The sequence below is a fragment of the Rhodococcus sp. 06-470-2 genome, assembly GCF_002258235.1.
GTDB lineage: Bacteria > Actinomycetota > Actinomycetes > Mycobacteriales > Mycobacteriaceae > Rhodococcoides.
This window is the reverse complement of record NZ_NOYB01000005.1, coordinates 1-20624: the sequence shown is the minus strand read 5'-3', so window position 1 is coordinate 20624 and position 20624 is coordinate 1. Positions and strand designations below refer to the sequence as shown.

Annotated in this window: 16 protein-coding genes and 1 pseudogene; 10 read left to right on the top strand and 7 right to left on the bottom strand. The window is 62.2% G+C overall.

The window, feature by feature from the left end:
- Window positions 1–39: 39 nt before the first annotated feature.
- The 3 genes from CH276_RS02545 to CH276_RS02535 are packed head-to-tail and all read right to left on the bottom strand — an operon-like array spanning window position 40 to window position 4052.
- Window positions 40–2163 (bottom strand): cutinase family protein, encoded by a 2124-nt coding sequence (locus CH276_RS02545; protein WP_094629888.1) that lies wholly within the window; start codon window positions 2161–2163, stop codon window positions 40–42.
- Between the two features lie 3 nt (window positions 2164–2166).
- Window positions 2167–2835, bottom strand: a complete 669-nt coding sequence (locus CH276_RS02540) for a hypothetical protein (protein ID WP_254924078.1) — start codon at window positions 2833–2835, stop codon at window positions 2167–2169.
- Window positions 2836–2882: 47 nt separating this feature from the next.
- The gene (locus CH276_RS02535) at window positions 2883–4052 is read right to left on the bottom strand and encodes a hypothetical protein (protein ID WP_094629887.1); all 1170 of its coding nucleotides are present in this window, start codon (window positions 4050–4052) and stop codon (window positions 2883–2885) included.
- 1026 nt (window positions 4053–5078) lie between these two features.
- On the opposite strand from CH276_RS02535, the gene CH276_RS29245 reads away from it, so the two are divergent.
- The 5 genes from CH276_RS29245 (at window position 5079) to CH276_RS02510 (ending at window position 8678) form a co-directional block, all read left to right on the top strand.
- A complete protein-coding gene (locus tag CH276_RS29245) occupies window positions 5079–5522 on the top strand; it encodes a helix-turn-helix transcriptional regulator (RefSeq protein ID WP_094629886.1) in 444 nt (147 codons plus the stop codon).
- A 450-nt stretch (window positions 5523–5972) separates the two neighbouring features.
- Window positions 5973–6500 (top strand): hypothetical protein, encoded by a 528-nt coding sequence (locus CH276_RS28125; RefSeq protein ID WP_141214646.1) that lies wholly within the window; start codon window positions 5973–5975, stop codon window positions 6498–6500.
- A gap of 18 nt (window positions 6501–6518) precedes the next feature.
- Entirely contained in the window at window positions 6519–6962 is a 444-nt protein-coding gene (locus tag CH276_RS02520; RefSeq protein WP_094629885.1) for a hypothetical protein, read from the top strand.
- Between the two features lie 97 nt (window positions 6963–7059).
- Entirely contained in the window at window positions 7060–7524 is a 465-nt protein-coding gene (locus CH276_RS02515) for a hypothetical protein (protein ID WP_141214645.1), read from the top strand.
- Between the two features lie 44 nt (window positions 7525–7568).
- A complete protein-coding gene (locus tag CH276_RS02510; RefSeq protein ID WP_141214644.1) occupies window positions 7569–8678 on the top strand; it encodes a DUF6545 domain-containing protein in 1110 nt (369 codons plus the stop codon).
- A gap of 40 nt (window positions 8679–8718) precedes the next feature.
- Here CH276_RS02510 and CH276_RS02505 read toward each other — a convergent pair whose 3' ends face one another.
- Window positions 8719–9336 (bottom strand): class I SAM-dependent methyltransferase, encoded by a 618-nt coding sequence (locus CH276_RS02505; protein WP_254924076.1) that lies wholly within the window; start codon window positions 9334–9336, stop codon window positions 8719–8721.
- Between the two features lie 727 nt (window positions 9337–10063).
- Here CH276_RS02505 and CH276_RS02495 point away from each other — a divergent pair.
- On the top strand, window positions 10064–11893 hold the full coding sequence (locus CH276_RS02495; RefSeq protein ID WP_141214643.1) for a hypothetical protein: 1830 nt from the start codon (window positions 10064–10066) through the stop codon (window positions 11891–11893).
- Between the two features lie 202 nt (window positions 11894–12095).
- On the opposite strand, the gene CH276_RS02490 is transcribed toward CH276_RS02495, so the two are convergent.
- The 3 genes from CH276_RS02490 to CH276_RS02480 all read right to left on the bottom strand — a co-directional run bounded on the left by CH276_RS02490 (window position 12096) and on the right by CH276_RS02480 (window position 14909).
- Window positions 12096–13268: an ATP-binding protein gene (locus CH276_RS02490; protein ID WP_032382516.1), complete on the bottom strand. Its 1173-nt coding sequence runs from the start codon at window positions 13266–13268 to the stop codon at window positions 12096–12098.
- A gap of 230 nt (window positions 13269–13498) precedes the next feature.
- Window positions 13499–14497 (bottom strand): hypothetical protein, encoded by a 999-nt coding sequence (locus CH276_RS02485; RefSeq protein ID WP_230597385.1) that lies wholly within the window; start codon window positions 14495–14497, stop codon window positions 13499–13501.
- A 205-nt stretch (window positions 14498–14702) separates the two neighbouring features.
- Window positions 14703–14909 carry a hypothetical protein gene (locus CH276_RS02480; RefSeq protein ID WP_008720325.1) on the bottom strand — a complete coding sequence of 69 codons (207 nt, stop codon included), beginning with the start codon at window positions 14907–14909 and terminating at the stop codon, window positions 14703–14705.
- 299 nt (window positions 14910–15208) lie between these two features.
- On the opposite strand from CH276_RS02480, the gene CH276_RS28855 reads away from it, so the two are divergent.
- The 4 genes and pseudogenes from CH276_RS28855 to CH276_RS02460 form a co-directional block, all read left to right on the top strand.
- Window positions 15209–16489, top strand: a complete 1281-nt coding sequence (locus CH276_RS28855; protein ID WP_254924075.1) for a hypothetical protein — start codon at window positions 15209–15211, stop codon at window positions 16487–16489.
- A 794-nt stretch (window positions 16490–17283) separates the two neighbouring features.
- Entirely contained in the window at window positions 17284–18099 is an 816-nt protein-coding gene (locus tag CH276_RS02470; RefSeq protein WP_080729903.1) for a hypothetical protein, read from the top strand.
- Complete coding sequence (locus tag CH276_RS02465; RefSeq protein WP_230591423.1) at window positions 18096–19265, top strand: helix-turn-helix domain-containing protein; 1170 nt, start codon at window positions 18096–18098, stop codon at window positions 19263–19265. Before CH276_RS02470 ends, CH276_RS02465 begins: the two co-directional genes overlap by 4 nt.
- Before the next feature lie 304 nt (window positions 19266–19569).
- A pseudogene (locus CH276_RS02460) lies at window positions 19570–20525 on the top strand (IS3 family transposase); the annotation flags it as partial.
- Window positions 20526–20624: the final 99 nt, after the last annotated feature.

The following is a 20624-nucleotide window of genomic DNA, read 5'->3' as shown; positions in this document are numbered from 1 at the left end:
TTGTGTTCTGGCAGAACAGGTGTTGGTGCTGCGGCCCGGTCAGCCGCCGATGGCTTTGGTGTAGATCTCGACCATTTCCTGCAGGGCGGTGCTCTGGCCGTCGACGAGCCACTGTCCGTAGGACTCGTGCACCCGCGAACCCAGGAAACTCGCCGCAGTGACACCCGCATCGACCAACTGGCCCAAGGCGGCCGCGTCCGGGGAGGTCACGGTGGCCAGAGCCGAATTGCCGAGCCCGACGAGGTCGCTGCTTTGGGCTTGGCTGCTCATCAGTGCGGTCATCGCGTCGGTGGGTGCGTCGAGCTGGTCGGCGGACATCTTCTGGCTCGGCATCAGGACACCGAGTGCGACGTTGGCGAGGTCGATTCCGATGGGTAGTAGTTGACCCAGAGCGAGCAGGTTTCCGGTCTCGACGACCTGCCATGCCACCTCTTGGAGCTGGCCGACGTCGCGGGCGAGCCGGATGACGTCGACGTTGGCGAGCAGACCGGCCACCATCGATGTGGCGGCTGCGGTGCCGGAGGGGTCCGGAATCAGGCTGATCAGTCGCGCGATCGACGACAGGTCCACCCCGGCGGCCATCTTCACCAGCGGGGAGAGCTGATTGTTGAGCTCACCCGAAACCCGTTGTGCCTCTTTGATGTTGCCGGAGAGCAGGAAACCGGGGAGGGCCTGGAGGTTCGCGGCGACGCCGTTGTAGTCGACCGATGTCACCCCTGTGACCACGCCGAGGACCTGGTTGATGATCGTGACCGGCTTGATCGCGGACAGAACCGATGTCGCTGTCGCGAGCTGATCGGCGGGAGTGCTCGCCAGCGGTGCCACGCCGGTGCTCAAGGTCTGCGCGGGACCGGACAGGGCCGCGAACGTGCTCGCGGCATCGGTGGGCGTCGATCCGGACGGTGCAATCGAGGTCGAGCCGGCCAGGGCCGACGCGCCGGACAGAACAGAGCTGGCTAGGTTCACCACCTGGTCGGCAGCGCCGACGATCTTCGGGATGTCGACCTGCTCGAGCGCGTCGACGACGCTGCTGGTCGCAGCTTCCGGAGATCCTTCGGCGGCCGTACGCAGGCCGTCGCGGGCCGCGGGGTTCGCAGCCATCCACGACTGTGTCTGGGCGACCGGGGCGAACGTACCGGCCAGGAGCTTGGCCTGCTGACCGATCTCGGCGATGTCGAGGGCCGACGAGGTCGAGGTCGGCGCGCCGGCGTTCTGCAGCTTGTCCACCGACGCCGCCAGCGAGCTCGCGGCACCCGGGGCTGCGGAAAGATCAGCGAACCCGTAGTCGGAGGTGACTGCGTTCAGGAACGTCGATGTCGCATCGGTGCCGGTGCCAGACGTCGGCGGGGCAGGGGTGGTGCTTCCGGTCGTGCTTGAGGTGGGAAGCGTCGATGGTTTGGTGGACTGTCCAGTTGCGCTGGTTGTGGTCACGTCGGTATCGGGTGTGGGGCCGGTGGCTCCTGCGGCGGTCTCGACCGTGCCCGGTGGGTTGGCGAGGATTCGGCCGAGCGAGGCCAGGAACGAGTTCGAGGACGTCTCGGTGTTGCAGTACTTGTCGTCGGGGTGGCAGATGTCGAAGACCTTCCCCGACAGGGCACCGAAGCCGCGGGCGTCGGGTCCGCCGATGCCTTGACCTGCCAGTGTGGGGCCGACTATCTTCGCTCCGGCGGTACCGCGCTTGGGGTTTGCCAGCAGCGCAACCGCGAGCACCGACGCCGGCGGCGTCGGACCTGACCCGGCCCCGATCTCGACCGCCACATCGTTGGCGATCTGCGCTCCCTGTGAGTAGCCACCGAGGACGAACTTCGATCCGGGGCAGCGGGAGATCGCGTCGACCGTCGCCCGATCGCCTTCGGTCTTCGACGTCGCGTACGTCATGCCGGACTGGAGGAACGCCTGGGCGGGGTACGAGGGGTAGACGACCTGGATCTGAGATCCGTACCGGCGCTGCAACTCCTGCCCGACTTGGCCCAGCATCCCGGCGGGTTTGGTGGGGTCTGCGTCGGCTCGGGTTTCGGTGGTTCCCGGTGCCAGGACCGCCACGAATCGCGCGCACGGTGACCCGGCAGCGGGTGCCGCCGAGGCGACCGGGGCCGCGAGGGACAGTGCGGTGGCCACGGCGGCGGTCAGGGCGGCGAGTCGGACGGAGTCGGCACTGCGCATGATCTATTCCCCTACTTCGGTGATCGATTCGATGAGATGACACCCGTCGACCACGGAGGTGGTGACGCGCTGGGTGCGGTACTTCGGGCCGGGTGTCCCGTCGGGTTGGACGAGACTGACGGTGAGGGTGAAGAGCCCGGGCAGAACCGGGTCGAGGTCGAGGCAGTATTTCGACCCGACCGGGGTCTCGGCGATACCGATATCGAGGTTCTCGACAGTGGTGAACGGCGGGGCGGCGGGGGAGATGAGCTCGAACGCGGCAGCGCCGGACCGTTCGACGTACAGGCGGTGCTCGAATGCCCTGATGGCGTTCTCGCCGCTGTCCTGCCCACCTGCGGGCATCGAGCAATCACCCTGCGCTGATTCGGCAGGAGCAGGTGACGGTGAGCTCTCGGAAGGAGGCGAGGTGTCGGTGGACGTCGACGGCGCGGTCGTTGTCAGTGCATCGGCCGGCAGTGGGCCCTTCGCGGGTGCCGAGTCGTCACCGGTGGCCACGATGACGCCGGTAACGACCGCAGCGACCGTGACCGCTGCGCCGCCGAACAGCAGGGCTGCTCGGCGACGACTGCGGCCACGGGATCCGGACGCGGCGCTGGCCGGTTGTGGTCGTCTCGGCGATCGGCTCGGGCCGGTTGCGCTGACTATCGACGAACCTTGCTGGCTTCGCACCATGATCGATGAATCCTTTCTGGCACAGATGAATCCGGGGGAAGTGAGGATCAAGCGGGGACGAGTGCCGCCTGCAGGCCTGCCAGGGCTGCGTTGGCCTGGTCGACGATCGGAGCAGCGGCGTTGTTGACCGCGGCGACTGTCTCGGCCACCGCGGGCTGTTCGAGTGCGGTCGAGGTGAATCCCTGTACGGCCTCGTACGCGGGCTCGGTCCACACCTGCGCATCGGTCACTGCCTGATCGACGGCCTTCTGGACACTGGGGGCATCGATGGTCAGCGGCGCGGCAGGCGGTGCCGGCACGCTCTCGGGTGCCGGGAGCGGTGCAGGCTCTTCGATGATCTGCTGCTCGCCGCCGAGGACGGTTGCACCGAGGACGCCGCCGAGGACTGCTCCGGCACCGGTCAGGCCCAGCACGATCGGTGCCGACAGCGCCGCGCCGACCCCGGCACCTGCGAGAGCTGCTGCACCGGGGATGAACACCCAGCCGACCGGTCCGCCCCAGACGATCGCACCGGTGCCGGTGGTAGCGGCGACACCGAGTCCGCCGCCGATGGCAGCGGCGGTGCCGGTGATGACTGCGGCCGGGACCATCGATGCCGCGAGGCCGACAGCGCCACCGGTGATGACACCGGTCGCGGTACCCGCTGCGATACGGTCGGCGCGGGGAGCATCGGCGAATCCGTTGCCCACCAGCCAGTTTCCGCCATCGGCTTGTATTGCCTGGGTGGTGTTGTTGAACTGCTCGACGAAATTGCGGTCCACGATGTTCGGGTCGTACGGCACGAGTTCACCGCCGACGAGGAAGTAACCATCAGGTGCGTCGATCGGAGCAATGACGGTGCGCTGCACCGTCGGGACCGGCGGTGGGGGCGGCGGAGTCGCCTGCAGAGCCGGGGGCGCTTCGCTCGGGGCAGCCTGCGGAGCAGGGGCTTCGTAATAGGTGTTCTGGTAGTACGTGGACTGCTGATTGCCCGCCAGGTAGTCGTCGTAACTGCGTGACGGGGTTTGCTGGACCTGGGGTGAGGGCTGGTAACCGGGTAGGTACTGACGTTCTTCCGGCGCGGCCGGCGGCGCCGTCTTCGGTGCGCCCGTGACGCCCGGCTGCGATTCCTGCGGGGCGATGACCCCCGGCTGCGACGGAGCGGCCTGAGCGGGAGCGGCCTGCATGGTCAGGCCTGCGATCGTCACCGCAGCCATAGCGGGCAACGATTTGATCACCCGCCCTCGTGTCTTGGATGAGCGGTGCTGTCCGGAGCCCGATGTTGCTGGCATTGTGTGTCGATCCCTTCCTGGTGCGACCCGGCGTTCGGGTCGTTCTGGTGAATGCGATTGCGGAGCAACCGTTCTGGCGACAATTGGTTCTAGATCAAGTGAAAGAAGTGGATGGGTGCGTGCGATCCGTAGGTTGTGGGCCAGTCGCACGCACCCATCACGTGCTAGTGCCTCAGAACCAGCCGAAGACCGTCTGCCAGAACCAAGGCTGAGTGAAAATCCACATCGGGTATCGAAATCCTCTCTGTGAGAACGGGTATGAGTTCGCGGTTGATGTCCCGGCGGGGTCGCGCAGCACCGAACATGATGAAATGCGCTTACTGCACGACCCTCGCGCCGGTCCACCGGTCGAGCTACAGGGCGTCGGGGAGCTCCTGTAGCTCACGACTGGGCGTCAAAACGGTGACCCCAGCCGAGACTGGGAGGGTCAGGCCACCTGGTTGAACTGGATGTCGCGGCGAGGTTCGTTGGCGGGACGGCGGAACGCCTTGTCCACGTCGGTCCATTCCCCGATCAATTCGCCGGTCTCTTCACACCGAAGTTGGTGTGTGGAATGCGGAGTTGAGGGCAGTGAGCACACAGCGAGACCGTGGACTCGGTCGTTCACGGCGCTGCACTGATTCGAGTGCGAGGACGCGGCTGCTGGTGCTTGCAGGGTCTGTGAATGACTGGACAGCACAGTTGCGTTCCGTTCCGGGGCGCTACGTGCATCGACGTCCGTTAGGCTGAGAATGCCCATGTAGACGCGACGTAGTCGCACCCCTGTCTGCTGGGTCGGCCCTCGTGGATGCGCTTTGCGGACGCCAATCAGCTACGCGCACCACGGGGGTTCTTCTTTGTTCGGGTTCTGTGCTAAACCTTACTTCGACAGTCCGGTTTAAACAACCCGTGATAACCAATCTGTTTTACAACTACATTATGTGCTACCAGGAATAGGCGGGTGACATTGTGACTCACCGTGGAGTACCAGCGATGAAGCGCCGCCTCCGTGGTTTCGATCCGAGCCGCTTGCGAGACGCCCGAGCCAGGGCTGGTCTCAGTGGCGCGGAGGTTGCTCGACGGGGCGGTATCGGAGCGTCGACCTACTCGCAGTGGGAGCAGGGAAAGGCGGATCCGGGTATCGCCGCACTTGCCCGCTGCCTCGCTGTACTGCAAGTGCGTGTGACCGATGTGGTGATCGTGGATCCTAGTGATGAGCACCTTGGAGACTTGCGGGTAGCTCGCGGCCTTACGCAGGGTGATCTTGCTGGCAAAGTTGAGGTGAGCCCTCAGCACATCGGCGCACTCGAACGCGGTCATGTGAAGCTGTCGGACGCAATGGCCCGAAAGATTGCCAGCGCCCTTGGTTTCGAGGTGTCGCGTGTAGTTGCCTCCTTCGATCGCGTACGAAACCGACCGTCGGACGTGCTTCCGTGAGGACTTTGATGGCAGGACGGCGTTCACGTCGCCAGTAGTCCGGTTCAGTGGCAGCTGAACGGAATCGCCTCGGTCGGTCGTAAGTGGGCCGACCACCCTTCTCTGGACGTCCCGTGGATCCAGTCTTCTAGATTCACGAAACTCAACGCGCGATCTGATTGCGCCGTGTTTCGTCACGAGCGGAACACTATGGTCCCTCTGAGCGATGGGCAAGTAGAAGTCAATTTCGAATGGATCAAACGCCCCTGACCTGGGGTTTGCGATCTGACACGTTTATTGACCCCACTCAGTTTATTGACCATATATTGACCTCGGCTCTAGGATGGATCTGTGACGCAAACGGGACACCCACTATGGTTTGCCACCTGCGTCAGCTCTCGCAGAAAGCAACGGAACCTCACGATCACGGGGTTACGCGAAGCAGGTGGGCCTACAAAGCCCGTTGTCCTGATGGCTGAACGCGGCGAGCTCAACAACCCGCGGCCGAGCACCTTGCAAAAGTTCGATACAGGTCTGAGTTGGAAGCCCGGAAGCGCTGCAAATGTCTATTGGGAAAGTGCGCAGCCGGTTGTGTTGGGGCGAGCACCGTACAAGGCCGGTGCTGGGAATGTCACGGTCGGGCTCGACCCTTTGACTAAATTGCTCGCGGCCCAGAGGGACATGCACAGAGAGGTCGCTGGCCTGGAAGACCGCACCTCAGGAGTCGCTGATTTGCGGGTAGCACTCAAGAAACTGGACGTTGCAGTTTCTGCCATCGCCGGGTCCTTCGTCACCGAGACGTTGGAACGGAATCATGGCCAGCACCACAAGGCAATTGATTCCGCAATCGCGGCACTACTAGAGCCTCCTGTCGATTACGACGATCCAGAACGCGAGGAAAAGCTTTACCGCCGTTGGCTTTACGGCAGTCCAATCGAAATTGACCAAGCAACAGCCCAGCGTTTCGCGCGCCGTCTAAGAGATAGTCGCCGCCGCTAAACTGAGAACGGAACGAACATGCCCAAGGCAACGCCACCTCTGCACGTGAGAATCAACAAACTGTTCGAGACGAACCACACCGCCGACAACCCGGAGTTCAGCAATGCCGTCGTCGCAGAGGCGGTCTCCAGCTTGTTGGGACGACCTGTTCTCGAGACGGATATAGCAGAGTTACGTGCTGAAGCCGGTTTGCGATTCGTCGACGGCGACTTGGTTCATGCTCTCGCTGAGTACTTCGAGGCCCCTGCCTCCTTTCTCGCGAACAAGTGGGACAGCACCGCGGAAAGTTACGACCGCGAATTGTCGGTGCTGACCCAGCTACGCGATTCCGGCGTTCAGCTACTTGCGATGCGCGACGGCGGCGCGATGAGCGCCGAGGACCTCATGAACATCCTCGAACAACTTCCTGACCAGCCCAAAGGCGAGGAATCCGATACAAGCGGTACCAGGAGTAACGTGTAGCGCCGTTCATCGTTTTCGGTTGCAAAGGTCGGAGGGAGTCGGACCCGTGAGGCAAGAGAGCCAGATTCGGTCGGCTGTGCGACGCATCGCAGCGAACATGCCGTCGGATGAGCCGTGGTCGCGTCATAAGTTCATCGACCTGATCGCGGAGGAACGTGATCGACCGATCGTCCTGTGGCCCGTCGAGTCGGCACTGCTGAGCCGTGTGGGCCTGACCGGCACCCTCTGCGGGTTGTGGGTTGCGCGCAAACAAGACGACTTCATCGTGTACGGGTCCGACGTCGCCGAGTATCAAGCAGACCAAGTCATCGGTCACGAGGTAGGTCATATGGTGCTTTCGCACACCGGCCTTCCAGAGTCCGACCACAGTAGGGCCATGCTCAGGGTGTTGTTGCCTCACGTCTCGGAGCGAACAATCGAAAACGTATTGGGTCGTGACAGCTTCGAAGATGACCAGGAAGCCGCCGCCGAGTCCTTCGCCGACCACATCATGGTCGAGGCGATGGTCAATCGAAATCGACGCCAGTCGCCCCTCCGCTCGACCTTCTTCAGGGCGAAATGACCTCCCCCGTCCCAGCGTGGATCTCGTGGCCGATCATCGTACTGATGGCGCTGACGTTGGTGGTGCGCATCGCGTGGCTCAACTCGTCGATCATCGACAGGCTGACTACACGGTCGTTGGTCATCGGATGGTTCGCGTTAGTTCTCCGTGAAAGTGCGGTCCAAGACGCAATCAGGCATCTACCGAAACCGCTGGGCGACGTCGCTCTGTTTCAGCAGCTCACGTTCTGTTGCATCGTCATGGTTGTCATGGCTATCTACGGCATGTCGCGGTTATGGGTGGGGTCCGACCCTTCGGCTGTGTGGAAGCGCCAGCGGGTCTACGACGCGGTTGGACTTGCTCTCAGTGCCGTCATCCTCATTTCCGGGACACCTTCCCGGAAGGCCGGTGAGCTAGTCGATCAATTCTTGGGCTGGCCGGCAGTCGTTTTGTGGACCGCCTTCTACGCCCCGATTCTGTTCGTCGCAGTTGCTGTCATGAGGATCTTCTTAGGCGAAGCTCGACATCCCGACACCGCGGTCCGTGAGAAAGCACTCTATGGCTTGGCGATTGCAATTGCGGTCGGTCTCGCGCTTGTTGCGGTGAGTACGCCTATTCTCACGTTTCAGGAAGTCTTGACAGGCTCTGGGTCGGCCGATCCAGAGATGCATGTGAAGGCCCTAACTTTCTTCCTCGCGGTTGCTGGATCACTGATCATGGGTGCGGTTCCGGTTGTCGCAGTACTGCGGGCAAAGCTAGGACAGGACCGAATCAGCAGGAACTTGAAGGAGATCGAGCGTCTGTGGCAAGACATGACCGATCAGTTCCCCGAGGTCAGGACAACCGACAGTCGACAGTCCCAGTCCGATCCTGCGATGAAGCTGCACAGGAAGATCATCGAAATTCACGATGCAGCACGCAGGCTCAGCAAGTGGAACGCATCCACGTTGTCCATTGAATCGGACCCGCTTCAACTAAATGCGGAGAGTATTGCAGCAGAACTTGCTCAGGCTTACGCCGCTAAAGCCACCGGTCAGGTGCCTCCGGAACGCTACGAGCTATTGATGGTGCTGGCGCAGCGCTCCGGGGCTTACGACCTCACCGCGACGAGCGATGACTTGGTCGAAGTTGCCAGGGCTTGGCGAAAGCTACGCCGGCACAGCGTGATGTCCTGATCGAACCACTCGTCACTTGTGCCAGCGAGCCGCGCACACGCTAAGACCGTGGTGTGGCTCTCGGGTCTTCGGCAACAAAAAGAGCGACATTTCCGATCATATCGACCTTCACATGCTCGAACCGACTGTTGAGTGCCTTCTCCAGTCCCGGTAGATCGTCGTGCCAATTGCCGAACGCACCAATCTTGTTGTACGCCGTCATCAGTGCTTTGCCGAATAGGGTGTATCGCTGATCGACTCCGATCACGGTTGATCCAAACAGCACTCCCCCGGGCTTCAACTTCTCGGCAAGATTGTCGAAGGCTGCGGCCTTGGTCGACCAGTCGCCTGGTAGGCAGTGCAATACGTAGTTGAGAGATATCGAGTCGAACGCTTCGACGTTCTCGGCGAAGGGTTCGAGTACGTCTTGCTCGATCAGAGTGGTGGGTATTTGGAGTCGAGACGCGGTGTGCTTGAGCGAATTCGGGCTGAGATCCGAAAGCGTGAGATCGACTTCGGCTGGTAAATCTGCGTTGGCGAGCAGCCAACCTGATCCGGGCCCGACCTCGAGGTGTCTGTGTCCGATGCGACCGTTGTAGAGGTCGAGGAAGTTCTGTCGGTTGCAGCGCCAGGCGTAGCTGTTCGATAGCCGCATTACCCATAGGTCGTAGACGTTCAAGAACAGATTGCTGCTGTACGGAGCCGCCCCCGCTTGGGTCGTATCAGATGTCATCGAGTCGATATTCCTCTCGGTGTGTGCGAGCCAATCCCCCGCGTGGCCACCACGCGGTGAGGAGTCTGCCTTACTGCGGCCTTAGAAGACATGGCGGATCGGGAGGCAGCGTCACACGCCCCGACTGTCCAGTCAGATCACACTGATGTAATTCGCTGCAACGCTCTCGGCGTGTCACGGCGCTTCGAAAATGATTCTGGTTCAGGATGGACTCCGGTTGGGACCGAAGACGAAGGAGGCCGTGCCATGCCGATGCCCAGTAAGGGTGACCGGACGTCGCTGACTGTCCGACTGCCGTCAGAGCTGATTGACACGCTCAAGGCACAGCGGAGCTCGGCTGGCGCTACGTCTCTGAGTCAGTACGTTGCCGATCTGATTGCGATTGCTAGTGACCGGGAAGATCTTGCGCGCGAGCTCAACCGCGCACAAGAGCAGGGGGTGTTGCCGTTGACTGCGTAGCTGTCTTGACCCTTAACCGACGTTTGGGTCATACGACCAACTGAATCTGCGCAGCACTTTGAGATGACAAAAACCCCCGGCGTGCGGGCCGAGGGTTTCTGAAGTCAGAGAAGCGAGTGACTATCTCGCAACTCGTTCCGTGTTGCTCTTCCCCGAAGGGACTGTCTTGGCGGACATGTCTCAGGGTACATCGTGCCCTGAAGTAGGTACAAGATTGAATGCTCGTGTCGTCCATCCGGATGCGACGGCGGGACGGCTGTGGCATCGATTCGCACCGGCCATTGCTGCCCGCCGATCGATGCGTCTCTACGACCCGACGACGCGTAAATACGTGTCCGCGGGGCCGTTGACGGTCAAAAGACCGGCATTGCCATCGGCTGTGCCGTTGTTCTCACGCGGGCGCGCCGGCATCGTTGCCCTGGACTTCGACACCAAACACCACGGCCACGCCTCCGTCGTCGCCGACACCCAGCGTCTGTTGGCCTGGTTGACCGAATGCGGTGGCCGCGCAGTAGTCGACGAATCGACCAGCGGCGGCCGACACGTACTCATCCCGCTGGCACCGGGCAAAACAGTCACCACCGACGAGGTACGGCCACTGTTACGCCTTCTCTCAGCGCGACTTCCAACGTTGGACATCACACCGATGACCAACCACAAAACCGGCTGCATCACCGTCCCAGGCTCGCAGTGCAAAGAAGGTGGCCACCGCACCCTCGTCGACCTCGACCCGGCGACAGCGTCCGACATCCTGACCGTCGGGTCCGATGCCGGCACACTCCAACGCCTCGAAGCCCTGCTCGGAGGAACGGGCCGAGCGATCACCAGCCCGATCGACGCCCACATCCGCGCCGAGACGTCCGCTGAACGCGTTCTCGGCAGCAGCGACGACGCCCGGTTGCATCCGCGTTTCTGCCGCTCCACCCCGCCGCCGCGCTGCGTCCTCGACTTCGCCAACACCGGCCGCATCGACACCCGCCGCTGGCCCTCACGCTCGGAAGCACGCCAGTCCGTCATCACCCACGCCGTCCTCGCCGGAGCCAGCGCCGCCGACATCCTCATCCGCGTCACCGAACCCGCCTGGGCGGGTGTGCGCGCCGCGTACGCCCGCTACGCCGAACCCGAACGCGCCATCCGCCGCGACACCGCCCGCGCCCTCGACTGGGCCTCATCGACACTCCCCGACCCAGTCCGGGATACCGGGCACAAGCAAATGCACACAGGGGGTACCTACGACCCTGTACTTCGTTCTTGGCTTACCCACGCTCAAACCTGGGTCGCTTCGGAGTTTCGTCACCGGCGAGATAGATGGACTACCCATGCAGTCGTCCAGGCACTGGCGTGGGCTGCAGCAGTATCAGGGCAGATAGTCGAAGGTGTTCCCACTGTCGGTGTCGGTGGGCGGTCACTGTCCATTGCGGCCGGCATGCTCCCCGAATCAACGGTGTGGTCAGTTCTGGAGCGGCTCCGGGATACGGAAGGCTCACCGCTGCTGCTGATCGAACGCGGAGTGGGCCAGAACCCTGACCGATACGCGCTGGTGACCACACATGCGGGACGAGCGGCGGCAATCGACACCTCGGCAGGTCTAGCAGAGGTCGAGTCGGTACACCCCGCGTGGAGTGTCATCGGCTGGCGTCACCGTGTCCTTTACGACGCAGTCGTCGCCGCAGCGGAGCCTCTGACGCCGGATGAGTTGTTCACCGCCATCGGGGTCGGCCGAACCAGCGGGTACGAGGCCTTGTTGGATCTGCGCGTCGCCGGTCTGCTCACGGTCGACAACGCCCACATCGGTGTCGGGTCGGTCGAACTCGACGACATCGGCCATCGTCACGGCCTCACCTCCGCCGTCCGTGCCCGCATAGTCCGTCACCGCGCCGAACGCATCGTCTGGCGAGAATGGCTCGCAGCCCGCGAGGAGGCACGCACCCCGAAAGAACCGGATCGGTCGGTGTTCGTGATCGCCGATGATCATCCGGCCGATCCACCCGACCACGACTACATCCTGGCGGTAATGAACACCGGCCCACCAGACCCGTTCTAACGCACGGTGTACCGGCCACGAATCCAGAGCAGACGTGAGCGCCGGTCTTCTTCGCGTCGCTCACGCCCTCCCTCCCGCCCACCGCGCGTTTGCACGCTGCAATGGTGGACCGGACTTGATTCGTACACCGACATCGTTGTGATGCCGGTGTACGAATCAAGTCCGTGCTCGCTTCGACCCCGGTCGACGTTCGTTGTCGAGATCAGATGACCGGTGCGTTGGGTTGACGGCGGATGAAGTCCGCCATTCCGGGAACGGTGAACGCAACCAGGCCGCGGGCGGGAGACCAAATCAGCCCTTTGCGTATGCAGGAGTCACGGTGCGGTGCCATCGATTGCGGGTTCGATCCGAGCGCCTCGGCGAGGGCTGCTGTCCGCGGAGTGTCGGTCCCGCTGCGTGCGATGGCAACCAGATAGCGCTTTTCTGCTTCGGTGGCCCGGAGCCACCTCGAGCTGTAGAAGCCGGAATCGAGCGAGGCGTGGCCGGTATCGACGGCGTCCTCGGCGTCGGCGAGGGTGAACGGGGACTGCTGGGCTGCCTGCCAGAGCTCGTGACCGAACACCTGAAGGAAATACGGGTATCCGTCGCTCGCCGCGACGACGTAGTCGGTTGCCTCGACAGAGATGTCCTGGTTCAGCCTGGTGATGGGTGTGACGATCGCATCGCGGGCCTGATCGTCGGCGAGCGGACCGATGGTCCTGTAATCGAACTGGCGCTCGGCGTACGACCGTGCGTCTGCTAAGGCTTGCGCGAGGTTCGGCAGACCTGCACCACACACGAAAAACGGCCATTCGCGCTGAGCTGCACGGTGCTGGGTCGCCAAGATCACCTGCAGTAGCGCCGGCTCGAGTTCCTGCATCTCGTCGATGAACAGCCCCAGCGCGGTGCCGTCCTTGCGGAGCTCCTCCGTCAGATCTTCGACGAGGTCCTCGAATTCGACCCCCAGGGGCGGCTTCTCGGTATCGGCCGATCGAGCGAGCTCGACTCCGACACCGAACGCAGTGGCGGACACCGAGAACTCTTCGGTCAACTGCCTAATCTTGTTCGCGACCGGGCCGGCGAACTGACGACGACGTACAGCGCGAGAGATATCTTTGGCTATCCGCCGCCGCAGGGCTTCGGCACCTTCCACGCTGGTCTGGGCCTCGACCTCGACCACCACCCAGTCGTGGCGACGAGCTTGGTCCGCCATGGTCGCCAAGAGCGTGGTCTTGCCTACCCCCCGAAGTCCCTGCAGCATCAACCCGCGGTCGTAGCGACGCTGTTTCGCCCGCGCGATCAACAAGTCGAACCGTTCGAGTTCGGCGGTACGTCCGACGAGCTCGGGTGGTCGGGTGCCAGACCCGGGTGTGAAGGGGTTCAGTCCGTACTCCATGCACCAATACTATAAAATTTTATGTCGCTATATAAGAATAAGGCTTATATAGCTGGATACAGTCTGATAGACGTCCAGCCAATGGGTCCGCACATATCCCATCAAAGTGGACGCCTCGCTGGGTGATGAACGTTGGAAGCGCTGGGGAATCCGCCACTCGATCCGGTCGCATTGAGGGGGCTCGTAGTGCGTGCCGGTAAGCGGTGCATGCGCTCCGCAAGCCCGCTGTGTCAGTCACTATCGCCGTCGGAGGACGAGCCGAGGAGCTGCAGAGTGCGCTGTAAGAGTTGCTCGATGCGGTCTTCGACGTCGTCGAACAGGTCCGGTACATCGGCCAGCGCTGTGTGCGCGCGGCGACGTGCCCCGACGCCCGAGCGGTAGTACCCGGAGTCCAGCTCCGCGGAGACCGGCTCCGGCACGGCGATCGGGTCACTGTGATCGGCACCGTCGGACGGTCTGATGATGGGGCGACGCGGGGTATGCAGTGGAGAAACGCCTGTGCGGTGTCCCGCGATCACTGCTCCGACCTCGGCCGCGGTCATCGCCGTGACTGGCAAGGGCAGGTGACCCCACCGATCGATCGGCACCGCGACCGGACCGCGACGCTGCGAAAAACCGGTCATGTCGGGAAACATGTTGCGCTGCAGATTTTCTGCCAGCAGCGCCGTCGAGGGGTAGCGCTCGGAGAACTGCAGGACCGTGTGCCACCGGTCCCATATCGTCGCCGGCTCGAAACCGGTGACGTCGTCGGGGGCGATACGGATTCGGTGGCGGCCGCCGATCCGCACACTGTCGCCGTCTGTGGTGATGTCCGTGCGGTCGAGTTCTGCAATTGCCCTGTAGGACAAGCCCGCTCCGGCGAGAACGAGAAGGACGGCGTCGCGGCGACCGAACAGTGCATCCGTCGATCCGCAGAACGGCAGCCCGGCCGCGATCACCTGGTACTGCGAGGCGCGCCGGATCGTTCTGTCGCTACGTGCCGAGTCCAGTGCGATCCGAATCGAGGTGACTCGGCCGGGAGCGGGCTGGCCGGCGTCGAGGTGAGCGCGGTTGATCGCGGACACCCGACGCAGCTGAACCGCCTCTCCGGCAGGGTTCTCACCGAGGAACTCCGCCAGCGTGATCGGCGACGCGGGGATAGCCTCGACGTCGGCCGCGGCGCACCAGTCGACGAAGAGCGACCACTGGTAGCTGTAGCCGCTCACCGTGCTGCCCCGTCTCGGTGTCACAGGTGCGACGGTACCGGGCCGACAGGCTGACCGGATCGGACAGTCGCTGCGGGTCGCTCGCCGCGAACCTGGGGTGCAGGTGGGTTGACTAATATCGCTACCGGCAATCGATGGCGCTGCTAGAACCACAGGCGAGAGTGTTGGCTCGTGATGAAGCCACAGAACTAATTACGTCCTGTGGCTTCATCGTGTGTGTATTCGAGTCTTACTCGGCGAGCTTCGCGATCGACTGCGCCCAGAGGAAGTACTTGTTGCGTCCGAGATCACCGATGGTTTTGATGTTGAATGCGGCCTTGAGGTGCTCGGCATCGCCCGGGCTGACGCCCTGCAGTGCCTCGACGGGTGCGTCGACGAGCTCGGTGAGTGGCTTGTCTTCGTATGCTTTGTCGAGCTTGTCAGCGATTCCAGCCATGGAGTTCTCTCCTTGCGTCTCGGATAGCGGTGCCGGTTCGGCACCGCCATTCGAGGGTACGGAATTCCGCTGGGAGCAGGCTGTCCACGTGTGCCAGAAGCGACGACGCTCGACGGGCAAAGCCTCTCACTGGCAAGCCGGTTTTCGAGACCCGCTTCATTGTGGAAGCGGAGAAATGGCGGCAGCTGCGTGCAGGGCTTGCTGACCTTGAGTCCGGCCTGTCGTGTAGAGAGGCCAGACGTGGAAACGATCTGTCGGTGTCGTGTACTCGGCCCCCGACTGATGGCACTGTGTTCGCCATGAGTGAGCAAGCTGGACGCCTCGTCAATTCCGAACAGATCGTTCTGATGATGGATTACGGACAGTTCTACCTTCGCGGCGGCCTCGCTGACGGCGAGAACGAATACCCCCTACTCGAACAGGCGTTGGCCAACCAGCCGAATGCTGGTGACGGTAAGTCGATGGTGGTCTTGAGCCCTCACCAGAACAACTTCGAGATGCAGATCGATGTCGAGGTGTTCACCGCGCGACCGCCGATCGATGACGATCAGTGGCAACAGATCATCGAAGACCACCTAGACATCGGTCCGGATGGCGTCTTGCAGATCGATTCGCCCACCACGTCCCCGGTGGACTGCGTTGTCCCGCCCGGCAGTTATCTCGTTCAGGTCAGCGGACGTGGTTTCGTCAACTATGGGTGGCCCGGGGGAACGACACCCGGTGACGTGTGGCGAATCCGTCTGTGGCCTGACGATGGGACGGGTGCTCGCGAAGCGATACGGTGGGACATGCCGGGTTACGGCTTCCCCGAGAACGAACGCTCGATCGAGGGTGCTGCGGGGTCGACGTCTCACCCGGCCCCCTCGATCTCCGACATACATGGCGACAGTGCTGAGCCGGATTCCCAACCCGCCAAATGGATCACGGTCTTTCACGAGGACGGAACAGCGCAATTGGTGAACCGGTCCGAGCTGAAACAGCAGGCGCGAGAGCGCGAGTGGGCAGCGTGGGGTGGCGACGAGCCTATCCACCAAGTGCTCTCGTACAACGGCGGCCAGGAGCTCACCAGGTATGACCGAGCATTGGTGAGATCGATCCTCGCTGTAGATGATTCCACTGCGCGCAGTATCGCCACATGGTGCGCTCGAGCGGCGTTCGACTTCGCCGGCCTCTCGGACCGGCCATGGGTGCGGCCAGTGCTCGACGCCCTTGCTGCAGGTCAAAAGCTGCCGTCACCGTTTGCGTCCTACGCCGAGATCGGCACGGCCTTCGCGCAACTCGGCGCGGACCGAGAATCGGAACTGGCGGCCGCAGACGACATCGACGATGACAGCGAGTCGCATTCGGTGGTGTACTCCGGATCCTACGAACCGCTCGCAGACCGGCCGGACCCGTATGACATGTTGGTCGACGCGCCTTCCATGGCAATCCCGGCCTTGTTCAGCGCGGTCGATGTCGATCCGTACAGGGCGGCGATCGAGACAATCGGACACGCATCGCACACATACGCAGCACGTGCGGCGGAGCTCCACTCCCACCTACGTTCTACATTTCCGATCTTGCAGAAGTCTGAAGACTGACGGTCATTGCCCCGGAGGTGCGCCGGGGTAGCCGATTTCGAGGTCTGCCGCAGTCAGTCGTATCTGTCACCGGCAGCGCCGGTTGCAGTTCCACCGGACCCTACCTGTGCTCGGGACGTTGTAACCGCAGCAGCATCAACAGCTCTCGACGGCGGGTCGACTTCGGTTGGCGGAAGGTGTGCCCGGTGAGGCTTCTCCCCAGACGTGTGAGCAGTGCCCAAACTCGAGTAGTACGAGGAAGTGTCGAGATCTGCGCCGAGCCCGCACGTTGCTCTCCGGGAGGACTGAGGCTCCCGGGTGGGTAGCGCAGCACATCCTCGTGTCGACCTCCCGCTAGAAAGCCGCGCGCACACAGGCTTTCGGGAAGTCGCGGGGCTGCGGCCGTGTCAAAGGCCCACTAGATATCGACGAACCAAGCGCCATGACTTTTCTTCTCCTCAATGAGACGAACCTTCAGCACTGAGTGGCCAACCAGGCGACCTGCTGATCGAACAAGCGCGTATGCCCGGCGACGGACAGGAACCCCGTGATTCGATATGGCGACCATCCCAAGCCAGCGGTGCTGATGGGACAGTTACCGCACCGTCGAGATTCCTTGACAGCACCCTGAAATCTCGCTGCCGACCGTGTCGGGACTTCGGCTGTCGCCAACGGCTGTGTTCCGATCGAGCCCGATATTAAGTCGACAGCGCTGCGAAGACGAGGATGGTTGTTGGTTTTATGATCGGTTTCTGTGCTAAAATAAAGTGTAAATCGCCGACCGAGGTGATCTACCTAGTTCCTGGGAGGGCCTCTTGAGCGAGATCGTCTTATCCGAGTACGCGATTGAGCGGTTTGGTGAGGTCGCGGGGATAGTACAGAACGCAGTCATTGACACCGTACGGGCAGCGCAAGCCGCAGCCCTACGCGTTCATACCGAGCATGGGCTATCCGAGCGCGACCCCTATGGAACATCACTCCGAGGCCACCTGAACCGCGGTCTACTGACAAGGCTCAGGGATGTTCCAGGTATCACGGCCCGAAAGCCAGCGGGTCAGCATGCTCGATATGACTTGCCAGTCATCGAAGAAACCGGTGTAGTTCTCTATTGGTGGAGGGTGCCTGGCGACGGGCAGACTCGCCTTCTGGACGCCAAACTGCCCAGGGTGTCGCATCTGCAGCAGCACCTGATGACGTTCGCTCCATCCGCCGTCGAACCTCAGATGACGCTGGAGCATGCGGAGATGACCGACGAAGAACTTGAGGAGCACTTTACCGAGGGTGAGCGCTTCAGCGCGCAAATGGCGCAGGTCGAGGGCCGCACTGTGACGCTTTGGGTGTCAGCTACACCCGACGGACTTTTCGACTTCGGTTGGGGGGACGCAGAGTTGGTAAATACGGAGACTGGGCAACTTGCGTGGCCGCGGCATGAGTCGTTAAAGAATGTTGCAACAGTCCCGATTGCTCGAACGCTCAAAGTCGTCGCCCAAGACAAGCAAGACGTTGATCGGTTCGACTCTGGCGTCCAGGATGACGCTGGTTTTGGTCTGTCCATCCGCGGTCCTGCTGAGCCGGTCACTTCCGAGAAGCAGAGCGACGACGAGCGCGCCCAGGCTAGTGAGGACAGTTGAAAGATAGTGGCTCGGGGCAGCTTCATCTCCTGCGGGACAACGATCTGGCAGGAGATCAGCTCGGTGCCGGCGCATTTGATTCGGCGAGACTTACACAAGCTCGCCGTCTAGCCGGGGTAACCAAGAAATTTGTTGCTGGTGAGCTGGGGGTTTCTCCCGTGGCGGTTGGCCAATGGGAATCCGGCACGGCCAATCCACGTCCGGACAATATCGAAGCTTTGGCGCGCGTTCTCGATGTCCCAGTAGCTTTTCTCGCGACCGGTCGCCCGTATGCACGTCTGGATGCGGCTCACGCACACTTTAGAAGTCTGCGCCGTACACCCGTCGGCCAACGCGATAAGGCGATTTCGTTCGCGGAGCAAGTCTGGGAATTGACCTACGCCCTAGAGAAACGGGTGCGGTTCCCGGAGGTCGACTTACCAGGATTCTCCGCTGGTGAGGTTGAGCAGGCTGACTTCCCAGCTGACCCTGCTTCGGCAGCACAAGCACTCCGAATCCATTGGGGTCTCGGTACTGGTCGCTTGGCTCGCGTGGTCCGCACAATGGAGCAGCATGGCATTATTGTTACCTTGGTACCTTTCGCAGGTACCGCGACCAAGACGATCGATGCCTTCTCAACCTCGAAGCTGCCAAGGCCAATCGTCGTGCTAACACCGGACCGAGCCGACGATGTGTATCGGCATCGCTTCAGCGCTGCTCATGAGCTCGGGCACCTTGTGATGCACGGCGATTGCTTACCAGGAGATCCCCAGCAGGAGCGGGAAGCTGACGTCTTCGCAGCCGAGTTCTTAACTCCGCAAGCTGAGATCACCCCGATGCTGCCGCCTCGTCTCGATTTCAAGAAGCTTGGTGATTTGAGCGTGCAGTGGGGTGTGTCGGTTGACTCACTGCTGCGCCGCTGTAAAGAAGTAGGAGCAGTGTCTGAAGCTACCTACAGACGGTCCCATCAACGGCTCTCTGTCCTTCGGATGTCGGGTCTATTCAGGCATGAGTCTGTGCAGGGGTATCCGGGTGAGGTGCCAGCTCTGCTCCCCTCAGCTTTTGATGTGGCGCAGGGAAACGGACTGACCTTAAAGGAACTAGCTGCCGACTTGAGGGTCAACTTACCTCGACTACGACTTCTACTCGGACAGGGTGATACCCGGCCGGAACTGACGCTCGTCTAGTTAAAAGACGACTCCTCATTTGTGCGCCCTTTCTTCACATCATGCGTTCACGGCCGGGAAGGGCGAAGCCATTATTCACTTTGGCTACCAGATCGATGGGACTGGAGCCGTGTGCTCGACATAGCCGTCCTTGCCGTCAGGGACGTGGCGTCAACCCGCGACGTTTTGTCAGCAACGTTGCGTCTTTCTTGTTAACGCTGCGCTGCAGGCTTCCAAGGACGGCGTGCTCGGTTTCGGGACTGCCCCAGGTTTGGTTGACATCTGATCTGTGAGGATCGCTCCTCACGGTGGAAGGATGTTCACCATGCCGAAAGCATTTCCCGAGGAGTTCCGCCGCGACGTCATCGCCGTCGCACGCAAGGGCGAGGCCCCATTGCGTCAGATCGCGAAGGACTTCGGAATATCCGAGGGCTGTCTGCATCGGTGGCTGAAGATCGCCGACCGCGACGACGGCATCGAACGAGGCACGACGCCGGCCGGCTTGGACGAGTCCGCCGAGCTACGGGAGGCCCGCAAACGGATCAAGCTCCTCGAGCAAGAAGCCGAGGTCATGCGCCGTGCGGTCGCCTACCTGTCCCGGGATGTCAACCCAAAATGATCTACCCGCTGGTCCTCGACCTTGCTGCCGACGGAGTCCCCGTCACAGTGACCTGCCGGGTGCTCGGATTCTCCACCCAAGCGTTCTACAAATGGAAGAAACAACCAGTCACACAACGTGATTGGGACGACGCGCATCTGATCAACATCGCTCGTGAAATCCACGCCGACGACCCGGCATTCGGCTACCGCTTCATCGCCGACGAACTGCCGGACCGCGGCATCACCGCCAGCGAGAACAGAGTCGCACGACTGTGCTCACAAGAACGGCTGTGGTCCGTGTTCTCCAAGAAGCGCGGCCTGAACAAGAAAGCCGGCCCGCCCGTCCACGACGACCTCGTCGACCGCCAATTCACCGCACAGGAACGCAACCAGATCTGGCTGACCGACATCACCGAGCACCGTACCGACGAAGGCAAGCTCTACCTCTGCGCCATCAAAGACCTGTACTCGAACAAGATCGTCGGATACTCGATCGACAGCCGTATGAAAGCCTCACTGGCAGTATCTGCACTGCGAAACGCCGTCGATCAACGAGACCCGGACGGCACCATCGTCCACTCCGATCGAGGTAGCCAATTCCGTTCACGAAAATTCGTACATGAGCTGTCCCGCAACGGTTTACAGGGATCCATGGGGCGGGTTGGGGCGTGCGGAGACAATTATCGGTGGACGACCTCACGTGTCGGTCTGTGTACGACCTGACGTGTCGGTGTCCGGCAGGTTCATGATGCCGGTGCCTCCACTGGTGTGACAAGCCCT

What these genes read in the sequence shown, in the direction of transcription:
- CH276_RS02545 (WP_094629888.1), bottom strand. Translation starts at nt 2,163, where the DNA reads ATGCGCAGTGCCGACTCCGTCCGACTCGCCGCCCTGACCGCCGCCGTG.
- CH276_RS02540 (WP_254924078.1), bottom strand. Translation starts at nt 2,835, where the DNA reads ATGGTGCGAAGCCAGCAAGGTTCGTCGATAGTCAGCGCAACCGGCCCG.
- CH276_RS29245 (WP_094629886.1), top strand. Translation starts at nt 5,079, where the DNA reads ATGAAGCGCCGCCTCCGTGGTTTCGATCCGAGCCGCTTGCGAGACGCC.
- CH276_RS28125 (WP_141214646.1), top strand. Translation starts at nt 5,973, where the DNA reads ATGGCTGAACGCGGCGAGCTCAACAACCCGCGGCCGAGCACCTTGCAA.
- CH276_RS02520 (WP_094629885.1), top strand. Translation starts at nt 6,519, where the DNA reads ATGCCCAAGGCAACGCCACCTCTGCACGTGAGAATCAACAAACTGTTC.
- CH276_RS02515 (WP_141214645.1), top strand. Translation starts at nt 7,060, where the DNA reads ATGCCGTCGGATGAGCCGTGGTCGCGTCATAAGTTCATCGACCTGATC.
- CH276_RS02510 (WP_141214644.1), top strand. Translation starts at nt 7,569, where the DNA reads ATGGCGCTGACGTTGGTGGTGCGCATCGCGTGGCTCAACTCGTCGATC.
- CH276_RS02490 (WP_032382516.1), bottom strand. Translation starts at nt 13,268, where the DNA reads ATGGAGTACGGACTGAACCCCTTCACACCCGGGTCTGGCACCCGACCA.
- CH276_RS02480 (WP_008720325.1), bottom strand. Translation starts at nt 14,909, where the DNA reads ATGGCTGGAATCGCTGACAAGCTCGACAAAGCATACGAAGACAAGCCA.
- CH276_RS28855 (WP_254924075.1), top strand. Translation starts at nt 15,209, where the DNA reads ATGAGTGAGCAAGCTGGACGCCTCGTCAATTCCGAACAGATCGTTCTG.